The 12,709-nt window shown below is 65.5% G+C and carries 10 protein-coding genes; 5 read left to right on the top strand and 5 right to left on the bottom strand.

Features of this window, described 5'->3' with window-relative positions; genetic code table 11:
- Positions 1 to 483 precede the first annotated feature (483 nt).
- The 3 genes from HNP46_RS07500 to HNP46_RS07490 form a co-directional block, all read right to left on the bottom strand.
- On the bottom strand, positions 484 to 1,137 hold the full coding sequence (locus HNP46_RS07500) for a glutathione S-transferase family protein (RefSeq protein ID WP_184587360.1): 654 nt from the start codon (positions 1,135 to 1,137) through the stop codon (positions 484 to 486).
- A 56-nt stretch (positions 1,138 to 1,193) separates the two neighbouring features.
- The gene (locus HNP46_RS07495) at positions 1,194 to 2,516 is read right to left on the bottom strand and encodes an APC family permease (RefSeq protein WP_184587358.1); all 1,323 of its coding nucleotides are present in this window, start codon (positions 2,514 to 2,516) and stop codon (positions 1,194 to 1,196) included.
- 174 nt (positions 2,517 to 2,690) lie between these two features.
- Complete coding sequence (locus HNP46_RS07490) at positions 2,691 to 3,509, bottom strand: carbon-nitrogen hydrolase family protein (protein ID WP_184587356.1); 819 nt, start codon at positions 3,507 to 3,509, stop codon at positions 2,691 to 2,693.
- Positions 3,510 to 3,660: 151 nt separating this feature from the next.
- Between HNP46_RS07490 and HNP46_RS07485 the strand changes: the two genes are divergently transcribed.
- Positions 3,661 to 4,443 carry a helix-turn-helix transcriptional regulator gene (locus HNP46_RS07485; RefSeq protein WP_184587354.1) on the top strand — a complete coding sequence of 261 codons (783 nt, stop codon included), beginning with the start codon at positions 3,661 to 3,663 and terminating at the stop codon, positions 4,441 to 4,443.
- 23 nt (positions 4,444 to 4,466) lie between these two features.
- Here the strand turns inward: HNP46_RS07485 and HNP46_RS07480 are convergent, their stop codons facing one another.
- Positions 4,467 to 5,693, bottom strand: coding sequence for an acyltransferase family protein (locus HNP46_RS07480; protein WP_184587352.1), 1,227 nt, complete (start codon positions 5,691 to 5,693; stop codon positions 4,467 to 4,469).
- A gap of 200 nt (positions 5,694 to 5,893) precedes the next feature.
- Here HNP46_RS07480 and HNP46_RS07475 point away from each other — a divergent pair, with 200 nt between their 5' ends.
- On the top strand, positions 5,894 to 7,273 hold the full coding sequence (locus HNP46_RS07475; RefSeq protein WP_184587349.1) for an L-serine ammonia-lyase: 1,380 nt from the start codon (positions 5,894 to 5,896) through the stop codon (positions 7,271 to 7,273).
- A 611-nt stretch (positions 7,274 to 7,884) separates the two neighbouring features.
- Positions 7,885 to 9,495, top strand: a complete 1,611-nt coding sequence (locus tag HNP46_RS07470) for an FMN-binding glutamate synthase family protein (RefSeq protein ID WP_184587347.1) — start codon at positions 7,885 to 7,887, stop codon at positions 9,493 to 9,495.
- 51 nt (positions 9,496 to 9,546) lie between these two features.
- On the opposite strand, the gene hemN is transcribed toward HNP46_RS07470, so the two are convergent.
- The gene (hemN, locus tag HNP46_RS07465; RefSeq protein WP_184587590.1) at positions 9,547 to 10,944 is read right to left on the bottom strand and encodes an oxygen-independent coproporphyrinogen III oxidase; all 1,398 of its coding nucleotides are present in this window, start codon (positions 10,942 to 10,944) and stop codon (positions 9,547 to 9,549) included.
- Between the two features lie 202 nt (positions 10,945 to 11,146).
- On the opposite strand from hemN, the gene HNP46_RS07460 reads away from it, so the two are divergent.
- Positions 11,147 to 11,983, top strand: coding sequence for an AraC family transcriptional regulator (locus HNP46_RS07460; protein ID WP_184587345.1), 837 nt, complete (start codon positions 11,147 to 11,149; stop codon positions 11,981 to 11,983).
- Between the two features lie 52 nt (positions 11,984 to 12,035).
- A complete protein-coding gene (locus HNP46_RS07455) occupies positions 12,036 to 12,668 on the top strand; it encodes a LysE family translocator (RefSeq protein WP_184587344.1) in 633 nt (210 codons plus the stop codon).
- Positions 12,669 to 12,709: the final 41 nt, after the last annotated feature.

Here is a 12,709-nt window from a genome sequence, read left to right as displayed (position 1 = left end):
CGGCTATTCAAGGCTTTGCGTCGGACGGACGGCCATAAAAAAGGGCCCGTCATGACTGACGGGCCCAAAGTTAACGATTGACTAGTCGATCAATCATTACCGCACTGCGTAGGAACGCAGTACAGGCGAATGATCCTGGAGAGCGGATATTTCGCCAAGCACCGAGACCGCTGTAGGAAGTGTCCGCAGCGCTTTTGCGAAGGCCACCACAGCGTCAGCATCTGCCGATCACCGACGCAAACTCGCGGCAGCGAGGATAAAAAAAGGCCCTCCTGGCGGAGGGCCTCAGGGACATAACTCGGTAAGCGGCTTGTCATCGTTATGGTTGCCGACGCCGCGCGATGGGGAGCGCGGCGTTGGGGAGATCATTGATCAGGCCCGAGGGGGCGGAAATAACCTGATAGTGAAAAAGGAAAATTCCCACTAAAAGCGAGATCATTTCCTCAAATTCCGCTCGTTTTCCACCAGCCTTCCAGCCGTCCGCTAGGGCGCTCGGCCAGGCCCGACCTGCGCCGCCTCGACATGGGTCTGCACCCATTGCGCATCCCGCTCTGCTACCCGCTGGAAAGCCGGCCGCGAAGTGACTCGCTCCACATAACGCTCGAACACCGGCAGCTTGGGCACCACGCCGAAGGCGATCCCCCAGCGCAATGCCGCGCCCCACAGCACGTCGGCGGCGGTCATCCGGCTGCCCAGCAGGTAGGGGCCGGGTTCCAGCTGTTCGGCGAGGGCGCGCATCACGCTGTCGTAATCACCGTAGGGGCTCATCGCCTGGGGCGCGGCGTCGCGCTTCAGGGCACGGTCGACGATGGCCGGCTCGAAGCTGGAGCCGTAGAACACCAGCCAGCGCAGGTAGGGGCCGCGCAGCGGGTCATCGAGGGCAGGAGCGAGATTGGCGCGGGGAAACAGGTCGGCGAGATAGATGAAGATGGCGCCCTGCTCGGTGACCAGCGATTCGCCAAGGCGGATCGCCGGGACCTTGCCCAGCGGATTGATCGCCAGGTAGGCCGGCTGGCGCTGCTCGCCGGCCTTCATGTTGAGCAGTTCGAGGTCGTACTCGGCGCCCAGTTCCTCCAGCAGCACCAGGGTGCCGCTGGAGCGTGTCTGGGGCGAATGGTAGAGCGTCAGGCGGGGCATGGCGGGTCTCCTCGGGCATCACGGCCTGGAGTTCCCAGCATAGCCCCGCGCAGGGCTCAGGCTTCGTCGAAGCTCATTTCCGGCGGCTGCTCGCGGAAGCCGGCAGTGAGCACTGCGAGGTAGATCACGCCCAGCACCAGCCAGGTGGCGCCGAGCCAGATCGCCAGGTGATCGAGGCTGACCATCAGCCACAGGTCGGCGAGCAGGCCGATCAGCGGGAACAGCAGGAACAGCACCAGCTCGCGCGGCCCGCGGCGTTCCGCCTTGAGGTAGTAGTGGAAGATCACCGACAGGTTCACCAGGCTGAAGGCCAGGAAGGCGCCGAAGTTGATGAACGAGGTGGAGGTGGTGACGTCCATGTGCAGCGCCAGCAGGGCCACCACGCCGCACAGCACGATGCTGTTCACCGGGGTTTCGAAGCGCTTGCTGATACGGCCGAAGAACGGGCGCGGCAGCACACCGTCACGGCCCATGGCGAACAGCAGGCGCGAGGCGCTGGCCTGGGCCGACAGGCCGGAGGTGAACTGGCCGACGATCAGGCCGATCAGGAAGAAGCTGACGAACAGGTCGCCGCCGATGTTGCGGGCGATTTCGTAGGCGGCGGAATCGGCGTTCTGGAACTCCACTGACGGGTGCGCCAGCTGTACGAAATAGCTGGCGGCGATGAAGATGCCGCCGCCGATCAGGGTGATCAGCAGGATGGCGCGCGGAATGGTCTTGCGCGGCTCGTGGGTTTCTTCCGTCAGCGTGCTGACCGCATCGAAGCCCAGGAAGGAGTAGCAGGCGATGGCCGCGCCGCCCATGATCAGCGGCAGCTGGGTGCCTTCCTTGAGGAAGGGTTCCAGGGTCCATAGCGGACGGCCGCCATCCCCCAGGATGTAGTGGATGGCCAGGCCGACGAAGGCGATCAGCACGAGGAACTGCACCAGCATCAGCACGCCGTTGATGTTCTTCGCCAGGCGCAGGCCGACCACGTTGATCGCGGTGGTCACGCCGATGAACGCCAGCACCCACAGGGCCTGGGGCACCGCCGGGAAGGCCGAGTGCAGGTAGGCCGCGCCGATCAGCCAGATGGCCATGGGCAGGAACAGGTAGTCCAGCAGCACCGCCCAGCCGGCGAGGAAGCCCAGTTTCGGGCTGATCGACTTGCGGACGTAGGTGTAGGCCGAGCCGGCCACCGGGAAGGCTGCGGCCATGCGCCCATAGCTCAGCGCGGTGAACAGCATGGCCACGGAGGCGACGAGGTAGGCCGAGGGGACTACGCCGCGGGTGACGTCGGCGAGGATGCCGAAGGTGCCGAGGACGATGATCGGGGTCATGTAGGCGATGCCGAACAGCACCACCGAACCCAGCGACAGGGTTCGTTTGAGTCGAGCCATTACTGCTTACTCCGCGTTGTGTTTGTTATGGCAGTACTAAGTTGCTGGCCTGCGCTCACCCGCAGGCCTCGCGGGCGCTCGGGTCGCCCGTCGATTCATTGGTAACGCTGTGCTGGCGCGGCCCTGCGCCCCGGCGGCGCCTGTCCTGAAGAACAGGCGGGCCGGAAGGGAAACTCAGGCGGGGATGATCAGCTCGCGCAGGCCGCTGTCGTGCTCGCGCATCTCGCCGGGCAGCACGAAGCGCCGCTCGCCCAGGTAGCTGTAGTCGCGGCGCGATTGCGCCAGGCGCTCGAAATCCAGCTCGACGATCTGCCGGCACTCTTCACGGCCGGCTTCGACGATCAGTTGGCCGTAGGGATCGACCACGGCGCTGCCGCCGGCAAACACCAGGTCGTCATCACCTGCGCCGACGCGGTTGACCATCACCGCGTAGGCCTGGTTTTCCATGGCGCGGCCCATGATCGCGGTGCGGTGGGTCGGGCCGTAGGGGTCCATGTTGCCGTTGGTGACGATGATCAGCTCGGCGCCGAGCTGGCCCAGGGCGCGGGCGGACTCGGGGAATTCGATGTCGAAGCAGATCACGATGCCGACTCGGATGCCGTTCCACAGGCAGGTGGCGTAGCGGTCGCCGGGGGTGAAGATGCCGCGATCCGACGCCCACAGGTGCGTCTTGCGGTACTTCATGGCGATGCCTTCGGGGGTGATCAGCAGCGTGGTGTTGTAGAAGCGGCCGTCCGCGGCTTCGGCGAAGCCCACGGCGACCGAGATGTTCTTCTCCCGCGCGGCGCGCTGCACGGCCTGCACGGTCGGGCCGTCCACCGGCTCGGCGATGGCGGCGATGTTCTGCTCGGTGGGGAAGCCGGTCAGCTGGGTCTCGGGGAACACCACCAGTTGGGTGTCGTCGGCGCAGGCGTGGATGGCTTCCAGGGTGCGGGCCAGGTTCCAGGCCACGTCGCCATCACGGCCGGCGAGTTGGACGAGTTCTACTTTCATGGGGGCTTCCTCGGATTCTTGTATTCCAGTGACCAGCATGCGCAAAAGGGTCAGAATGCGCACCGCGCCGGCTCAAGGCATCCACCGAGTATGCCGGGCGTGCCATCACCGGGTAATTACGCCCGCGTGGTAACCCATCGGGGGTAGAGTCATGAGCCTTTCCCTTCAGGATATCGCCTGGCACCGCTCGGTCGGGCAACTGATCGAGGCGCTGGACAAGCCGAATTTCTGGACCTCGCTGGTGCGCCTGCTGGGCCAGTATGTGCCGTTCGACAGCTGGGTCGTGCTGCTCTTCAGCAATGGTAGGCCACAGGTGTTCGCCGAATGCCCGGGCGAGGACGGCGGCCCCGATCCGCTGTTCCAGGACTACCTCAAGGGCCTCTACCTGCTCGACCCCTTCTACATCGCCAGCCGCGAGGCGCCCGGCAGCGGGCTGTTCCGCCTGGACGACGTGGCGCCGGAGATGTTCGAGCAGACCGACTACTACCAGCGCTACTTCAGCCTCAATGTGGTCGCCGACGAAGTGCAGATCAACGTACAGCTCGATGGCGAACGCACCCTGTGCTGCTCGGTGGGCAGCAAGGGCCGCTTCACTCCGGAGCAGATCGCCCTGCTCGCCCTGGTGAAGCCCTGGGTCGCCGGGCTGATGCGCCAGCGCATGGCCTTCGAGCGCGAAGTGCCGGAGGAAGTGCCCCCGCCACCGCGCTGGCAGAACCGCCTGGAAGCCACCGCCCAGCAGGTGGAAACCCCGCTCACCGCCCGCGAGCTGGAGGTCGGCCGGCTGATGCTCAGCGGCTGCTCCAGCAAGGAAATCGCCCGCAAGCTGGCGATTTCCGCGGAGACGGTGAAGGTCCACCGCAAGCACATGTACGCCAAGCTGGGGATCAAGTCGCAGTCGGAGCTGTTCTCGTTGTTCCTGCAGGCGCAGGGCTGAGGCCAGAAAACGGTACCACCGCCTCAGTTGGCGCGTTGCAGAAGCGATTCTGTCCTGCCAAACGCGCGTGCTACGCGACTGGACAGGCTGATGGCCGGGCGGTCGACGAAGCGTTCGAACAAGCTTGCGAACGCGAGCATCAGCGGCAGGATAGCCAGCAGCGTGAGAGTCGTTGCAGCCGGCATCGGCAAGCGCTCGAACAGCCTATTGAAGAGCCAGCAACCTACCGAGAACAGTATCGGGAAGTGCAGTAGATAGAGACTGAACGATACCTTGCCAAGCCACAGCAGCGGTCGCGCGGACAGCAATCGGCGCAACGACGGTGACAGGCAGACACCCAGCATGATCACGATGGCGGACAGCATGTCACGGAACTGTACCGGGTCCGCAGCCTGCGCGAACGTCACTCGAGCCAGCAACTGCAACAGGAATCCGCATGCCCAGGTCCCCAGCATCGTCGCCATGAGCACGCCCGCCAGCAAGACCGCTGAACCGATGGCTGGCGTCAAGCGCTGCGACAACAGCAGCGCTCGCGAATGGTAGGCGGCAAAACCCAGCAGGAACAATGTGAAATGACTTGTCCCCGTGAAGATCAGAGTTCCGACGAAAAGCCCCCTGAAGATCGACCGGGGGAGCAGATTGCGCGCCAGCGCGAGGACGAGCAGCAGCATGGAGCCCCAGAACTCAATATGAAGTGTCCAGAGCGGCGCGTTGGATGACGCGGATAACGGCGGCAACCCTGCCCACTCCCAGGTCGAGAAGATCGAAACTCCGTCATACCCCAGCAGCATCGAGCTCAGCAGAACCTCGCGCACGAGCGCCGACATGGATACATCGACGTGATACAGCCATTGCGCCCAGGGTGAACCGGTGACGGCAGCCGTATGTTCCTCGGCGCCCGCGAAGCCGAGAAACAGCGCCAGCGCAACCACAGCCGCGACGGCGACCGGGACGAAAAGACGAATGAAGCGCTTGGCTACCTGAGACGGAACCTGACGCACCTTGTTATCGAAAGCGCCAGCCAGGACGAAGCCGCTCATCAGAAAGAAAATGAATACCGCCGTGTAACCATCGATCAGGAAAAACAGCGGCGTATGGCTGAGCACAGCCTCGATCGGATAGTTTCCCGCCTGGGAAACGCGCGCAAATGCGGGATAGAACAGGGCGCAGAAGTGAAGGAGCACAACTTGCAGGGCTGCAAGTCCGCGGGTGCCGTTGATGAACTCGAATTGTTCTTTTTGGCTGGTCATCTGATTTCCATCTGCCATTTCCAGCGTCACCTCGCTGGGCAAAGAGCAGGCATTCTATCCAGCAACAGACCTGCGGACGAAAAGTTTGAAGCGTAAATCCGAAGCGGCCTGAATTTCAGGTCCTGCGCTTACTGCCCATTGTCGATCAGCGCGGCGCTCCTGCTAATACAGGTCCATGCTTGAGGACAGGAGGAACCCCCATGAGCCTCAGCGTCTTCGACATGTTCAAGCCCGGCGTCGGGCCGTCCAGTTCCCACACCGTGGGGCCGATGCGCGCCACCCGCGAGTTCGTCGACCGCCTGCGTGACGCCGATCTGCTTTCCCGGACCACTGCCGTGGAAGTACACCTCTACGGCTCCCTCAGCGCCACCGGCAAGGGCCACGCAACCGACCGTGCCTGCCTGATCGGCCTGCTCGGTATCGACCCGGCCGAAGCCGACCCCACCGCCCTCGCCCCGCAGGTGGATGACATCCTGTTGCGCCATCGCCTGCGCCTGGGCGGCGTGCAGGAGATCGACTTCGACCCGGCGAGCCAGCTGGTCTTCCACGACGACAGCCTGCCCGCCCATCCCAACGGCCTGCACCTGCGGGCGCTGGATGACAACGGCGAGCTGCTGGCCGAACGCATCTGCTACTCGGTCGGCGGCGGCTTCGTGGTGGACGCGGAGGACTTCAACACCGACCGTGCCCTGCAGGGCAATCCCATGCCCTACCCCTTCCACAGCGCCGAAGAGCTGCTGCGCCTGTGCCACGAACACGGCTTCCCGCGTATCAGCGACCTGATGTGGGCGAACGAACGCGCGCTGCGCAGCGACGAGGAGATCCATACGGGACTGGCGCATATCTGGGATGAAATGCAGGCCTGCGTGAACCGCGGCCTGGAAACCGAAGGCACGCTACCCGGCGGCCTCAAGGTACGGCGCCGCGCGCCCATGCTGTTCCGTCGGCTCAACGAGGCGGACAGCGGCAACCTGATCGCCACCACCCTGGGCGCCCTGGACTGGGTGGACCTCTGGGCACTGGCGGTGAACGAGGAGAATGCCGCTGGCGGCCGGGTGGTGACCGCGCCCACCAACGGCGCGGCCGGCATCGTCCCGGCGGTACTGCACTACTACGCGCGCTACGACGGCAACGCCAGCGCCGAAGGTATCGAGCGCTACCTGCTGACCGCCGCCGCCATCGGCATCCTGTGCAAGCTCAACGCCTCCATCTCCGGCGCCGAAGTCGGTTGCCAGGGCGAGGTCGGCTCGGCCTGCGCCATGGCCGCCGGCGGCCTGGCGGAAGTGCTGGGCGGCAGCCTGGAACAGGTGGAGAACGCCGCCGAGATCGGCCTGGAACACAACCTCGGCCTGACCTGCGACCCGGTGGCCGGGCTGGTCCAGGTGCCCTGCATCGAACGCAACGCCATGGCCTCGCTCAAGGCCATCAACGCCGCCCAGCTCGCCCTGCGCGGCGACGGTCAGCACCTGGTCAGCCTGGACAAGGCCATCGACACCCTGCGCGATACCGGCCGCGACATGATGGACAAGTACAAGGAAACGGCGAAGGGCGGGCTGGCGGTGAATGTGATTGCCTGTTGATGGGTGCGTACCTATTAGAGCTGCTTGTGCTCTGGCCCTTGGTTTTCCAGAAAAATATCCGCACACACCGGACCGCCCCTTTCAGGAGGCCTCGTTGGATCGGAGTTTCAGGGGTTGAGCGACATGGATGTCGCGAGAGCCACGATGGGCCAGGGATGGCCCGTCGTGGCGTGCCCCTGAAACTTCGATTCAACGAGGGTATTTTTCGCCTAGGCGAAAAACCGGATGGAGGGGCAAGACCTTTGCTTACTTTGGGGCGTTTGCCAAAGTAGGTCGCCCGAGGGGGCGAAACAAAAGACATCAGCACATGCAGAAGCGGCGCAGGACACCGAAATCAACCATGTCGCAGAAAGATATCTTCGTAGCCGCAGAGAATCGCGCGGCTATTTCTTGCACCACCCGAAACAAGCATTCTCAACCCCGAAGAAAATAGTTAGCTAGCTTTCATTTATTATCCCATCGGGCTACCGTCACAGCCCCCATAACCAGAAAAACTTCCGAAAGCCCGCCGCCTTGACCTCTGCCCAGGCACGTTCGCGCAATGCCTGCCATCCTCTGTGGCGGCCCTTTCGGCCAACCTGACCGTGATAAGCCCGACGACTGGAGATTCCATGAACCTGTCGCTGCTCAGCCGCTATGCCTTTTTCGCCGTGTGCGTCCTGTTCACCCTGCTCAGCCTGCCCTTCCTCGGGCATGACTGGGTCTGGCCCTTCACCCTGCTGACCCTGGCCCTGAGCGTGCTCGGGGTGTTCGACCTGCTGCAGGAGCGCCATGCCGTGCGGCGCAACTACCCGATCCTGGGCAACATCCGCTACCTGGTGGAAGCCATCCGCCCGGAAATCCGCCAGTACCTGCTCGAAGGCGACCAGGAAGCCCTGCCCTTCTCCCGCGCCCAGCGCGCGCTGGTGTACTCGCGGGCGAAGAACGAGACCGCCGACAAGCCGTTCGGCACGCTGATCGACGTCTACCAGGCCGGCTTCGAGTTCATCGCCCACTCCATCCGCCCGGCGCCGGTGGCCGATCCCTGCACCTTCCGCGTCACTGTCGGCGGCCCGGAGTGCCAGCAGCCCTACTCGATCTCGGTGTTCAACATCTCGGCGATGAGCTTCGGCTCGCTCAGCGCCAACGCTATCCGCGCGCTGAACAAGGGCGCCAAGCTCGGCGGTTTCATCCATGACACCGGCGAGGGCAGCATCAGCCCCTACCACCGCGAATACGGCGGCGACCTGACCTGGGAACTGGGCAGCGGCTACTTCGGCTGCCGCAACGACGACGGCAGCTTCAGCACCGAGCGCTTCGCCAAGCAGGCGGTCGATCCGCAGGTGAAGATGATCGAGATCAAGCTCAGCCAGGGCGCCAAGCCCGGCCACGGCGGCATCCTGCCCAAGCACAAGGTGACCCCGGAAATCGCCGCCACCCGTGGCGTGCCCATGGGCCAGGACTGCATCTCGCCGTCCTCGCACAGCGCCTTCAGCACGCCCAAGGGCCTGCTCGACTTCATCGTCCAGCTGCGTGAGCTGTCCGGCGGCAAGCCGGTCGGCTTCAAGCTGTGCATCGGCCACCCGTGGGAATTCATGGGCATCGCCAAGGCCATGCACGAGACCGGCATCCTCCCCGACTTCATCGTCGTCGACGGCAAGGAAGGCGGCACCGGCGCCGCGCCCCTGGAGTTCACCGACCACATGGGCCTGCCGATGCGCGAAGGCCTGCTGTTCGTCCACAACACCCTGGTCGGCCTGGGCCTGCGCGACAAGATCCGCATCGGCGCCAGCGGCAAGATCGTCAGCGCCTTCGACATCGCCAGCGTGCTGGCCATGGGCGCCGACTGGGCCAACTCGGCGCGCGGCTTCATGTTCGCCATCGGCTGCATCCAGTCGCAGTCCTGCCACACCAACAAGTGCCCGACCGGGGTCGCCACCCAGGACCCGTTGCGCCAGCGCGCGCTGGTGGTGCCGGACAAGGCCGAGCGGGTCTACAGCTTCCACCGCAACACCCTCAAGGGCCTGGCCGAGATGATCGCCGCCGCCGGCATCCGCCACCCGTCCGAGCTGGAAGCCAAGCACCTGGTGCGCCGCGTCTCGGCCACCGAGATCCGCCTGTTCTCGCACCTGCACTACTTCCTCAAACCCGGCGAGCTGCTCTCGGGCAATATCGAGGGCGAGTTCTACGAGCGCATCTGGCGCATGGCGCGCAGCGACAGCTTCGAAGCCGCCGCGGGCTGATCCGGCAACGAAAAAAGGCGCCACCCAGGCGCCTTTTTTCATGCCCGCGCCTCAGATGGTGCGGGAGAAGCGCTCCGCCTGGGCGCCGCCCAGGTAGGCGTCGAAGGCCATCGCCACGCTGCGCATCATCAGCTGGCCCTGGGGCAACAGCACCAGCGCATCGTCATGCAGCTCCACCAGGCCATCGCCGACCTGCTCGCGCAGTTGCCCCAGCGCATCGGCGAAATACTCGGTGAAGCGGATTCCGTGGGCCTCTTCCAGCGGTGCGTAGTCCACGCGGCCATGGCACATCAGCGCGCCGATCACCTCGCGGCGCAGGCGGTCGTCGTCGCTCAGGCGGTAGCCCTTGTGCACCGGCAGCAGGCCCGCGTCGAGCCGCGCGTAGTACTGCGACAGCTCCTTGACGTTCTGCCCGTAGGTGTCGCCGACCTTGCTGATGGACGACACACCCAGGGCGATCAGGTCGCAGTCGGCGTGGGTCGAGTAGCCCTGGAAGTTGCGTTGCAGGCTGCCATTGGCGCGGGCCACGGTCAGCTCGTCATCGGGCAGGGCGAAATGGTCCATGCCGATGTAGACGTAACCCGCCGCGGTCAGCCGGCGGATGGTCAGCTCCAGAAGCTCCAGCTTGCGCTCGGGCGGCGGCATGTCCTCGCGGCGGATCAGCCGCTGCGCGCGCACCCGCTCTGGCAGGTGGGCGTAGCTGTAGGCGGCGATGCGGTCCGGGCGCAGGGCGATGATCTTCGCGAGCGTGGTATCGAAACTCTCCACGGTCTGCAGCGGCAGGCCGTAGATCAGGTCCACCGAGACCGACTTGAACTTCGCCTCGCGGGCGGCGGCCACCAGGTCGAACACCTGCTGCTCGCTCTGCACACGGTTGACCGCTTCCTGCACCTGCTCGTCGAAATCCTGCACGCCGAAGCTCAGGCGGTTGAAGCCCTGGGCGCGCAGCTCGGCGATGCGCTCGCGGCTGATGGTGCGCGGGTCGACCTCGATGGAGAACTCGTGGTTATCACTCTCGTCGAGATTGAAGTGCTGGCGCAGGCTGTCCATCACCTCGCCCAGTTGCTCGCTGGTCAGGTAGGTCGGCGTGCCGCCGCCCAGGTGCAGCTGGGTGAGTTTGCGGGTGCCGTCGAACAACGCCGCCTGCAGGGCGATCTCGCGCTTGAGGTAGTCCAGGTATTGCGCGGCACGATGGGTCTTCCGGGTGATGATCTTGTTGCAGGCGCAGTAGTAACAGAGGCTCTGGCAGAACGGGACATGGATGTACACCGAGAGCGGCTTGGCCGCGTGCCCGGCACTGCTCAGGTTGCTGCGCTGCGCCGCCGCGCGGTAGTCGTCGGCGGCAAACGCGCCGTGGAACTGCGGGGCGGTGGGATAGGAGGTATAGCGCGGGCCGGGACGGTCGTACTTTTCCACCAGCGCGCGGTTGAAACTCATCGATTCGGGCATGACACGGGGCTCCTGGGCGCTGGCAGTCTGGCGCTGCGAGTCGCCGGCGAACTCTACACGGGCCACGCTACGCCACTCCTGCGCAGGATCAAGAAGTCGCCAGGAAGGCGGCCGATCGGCGGCTGCACGAATCTTCCAGACAGCGCCCCTGTGCGCGCTATGCTGGCCGACCGGGCAAGCGGCAGCGATGGGGAGGCGGCCCATGCACAAGGACAACTGGATCGACCTGCTGCAGGATGCCGACACCGGCATCCAGAGCCTGCGCGCGCACTTCAAGGGCCACGCCTACGATCCGCACTGGCACGACAGTTACCTGATCGGCTTCACCGAGTCGGGCGTGCAGCAGTTCAACAGCCGCAACCAGCGCCACGTCAGTACCGCCGGCCAGGTGTTCTTCCTCGAACCCGGCGACATCCACGATGGCGACGCACCCACCGCAGGCGGTTTCACCTACCGCATGCTCTACCTCGACGCGCCCTGGCTGGAGCGCGAGATCGGCACGCTGTTCGAGCAGGCGCCGGGCAACTGCCAGTTGAGCGTACCGCAGCTGCTGATCGACGACCCGCGCCTGGCGCGGCGCATCGACAACGCCTTCCAGGCCGTGCATGGCAATGACCTGAAGATCGTCCGCCAGACCGCCATCGACGACCTGCTCGACGGCATGACCGCGCACCTGCACTGGCGCCAGCGCGGCACCACGCAGGCGCACCTGCCGCTGGTCGCGCAGCGCGCGCGGGACTTCCTGCACGCCAACCTGACCGCCGACATCGGCCTCGACGACCTCGCCCGAGCGACCGGTTGCGACCGTTTCCGCCTGACCCGCGCCTTCAAGCAGGCCTTCGGCCTGCCGCCCCATGCCTACCTGATCCAGCTGCGCCTGGCCCGTGCGCGGCAGTTGCTCGGCCGCGGCCTGGCGCCAGCGGATATCGCCGCCGACCTCGGCTTCGCCGACCAGAGCCACCTCGGCCGCTGGTTCCGCCGCGCCTATGGCGTCACCCCGGCGTACTACCGCAAGCGCTGCTCAAAGCTTCCAGACTGAGCCCGCCGCGCTGGCGAAGATGAACTCCCACGGATTCACCGGAGTTCCCGCCATGCACCTCTCGCAGCTCGGCCAATGGCTGCCCTTCATCCTTTTCGCCTTCGTCGCCTCGATCACACCGGGCCCGACCAACCTGCTGGTGTTCAGCAACAGCGCGCGCTTCGGCTGGGGCGCGGCGCTGCCGATCATCCTCGGCGGTTGCGGCGCCGCCGCCGCCCTGGTGCTGGCGGTGGGCAGCGGCCTGGTGCTGGCGGTGGGCAGCGGCCTGGGCGAAGCGCTGGCCAGCCTGCCGCGCGTGCAGCAGGCGATGAGTGCGGTCGGCGTGCTGTGGCTGAGCTGGCTGGCCTGGCAGATCTTCCGCAGCCAGCCAGCAGACCTGGAAAGCGAGCGCGACGCTGCGCGCCTGGGATTGGTCGGCGCCGCCGCGCTGCAACTGGTCAACCCCAAGACCTGGATGATGGCCCTGGCGGTCATCAGCGTGTACGCCGGCCACGGTGCCGATCGACTTGACCGCGTGCAACTGCTGTCGCTGCTGTTCTTTGTCGTGTCGATCCCGTGCATGGCGGTCTGGGCCGGCCTGGGCATCGGTAGCCAGCGCCTGCTTTCGCCGACACAGATGCAGCGGCTCAATCAGCTGATGGCAGTCCTGCTGCTGGTATCGGCCTGGGCCGGGGCGCTGCTCTGAGCGGGCGCTGACAAAGGACCGGCAGCGCTGGCAGAATCCGC

Source organism: Pseudomonas nitroreducens (assembly GCF_014204515.1).
GTDB classification, from domain to species: Bacteria; Pseudomonadota; Gammaproteobacteria; order Pseudomonadales; family Pseudomonadaceae; genus Pseudomonas; species Pseudomonas nitritireducens_A.
Note: the sequence above shows the minus strand (reverse complement) of the source record. Positions and strands in the feature narration are given on the sequence as shown.

Bases quoted from the DNA above. Each gene is read 5' to 3' on its own strand.
- HNP46_RS07500 (WP_184587360.1), bottom strand. From the start codon at position 1,137: ATGCCCCGCCTGACGCTCTACCATTCGCCCCAGACACGCTCCAGCGGC.
- HNP46_RS07495 (WP_184587358.1), bottom strand. From the start codon at position 2,516: ATGGCTCGACTCAAACGAACCCTGTCGCTGGGTTCGGTGGTGCTGTTC.
- HNP46_RS07490 (WP_184587356.1), bottom strand. From the start codon at position 3,509: ATGAAAGTAGAACTCGTCCAACTCGCCGGCCGTGATGGCGACGTGGCC.
- HNP46_RS07485 (WP_184587354.1), top strand. From the start codon at position 3,661: ATGAGCCTTTCCCTTCAGGATATCGCCTGGCACCGCTCGGTCGGGCAA.
- HNP46_RS07480 (WP_184587352.1), bottom strand. From the start codon at position 5,693: ATGACCAGCCAAAAAGAACAATTCGAGTTCATCAACGGCACCCGCGGA.
- HNP46_RS07475 (WP_184587349.1), top strand. From the start codon at position 5,894: ATGAGCCTCAGCGTCTTCGACATGTTCAAGCCCGGCGTCGGGCCGTCC.
- HNP46_RS07470 (WP_184587347.1), top strand. From the start codon at position 7,885: ATGAACCTGTCGCTGCTCAGCCGCTATGCCTTTTTCGCCGTGTGCGTC.
- hemN (WP_184587590.1), bottom strand. From the start codon at position 10,944: ATGCCCGAATCGATGAGTTTCAACCGCGCGCTGGTGGAAAAGTACGAC.
- HNP46_RS07460 (WP_184587345.1), top strand. From the start codon at position 11,147: ATGCACAAGGACAACTGGATCGACCTGCTGCAGGATGCCGACACCGGC.
- HNP46_RS07455 (WP_184587344.1), top strand. From the start codon at position 12,036: ATGCACCTCTCGCAGCTCGGCCAATGGCTGCCCTTCATCCTTTTCGCC.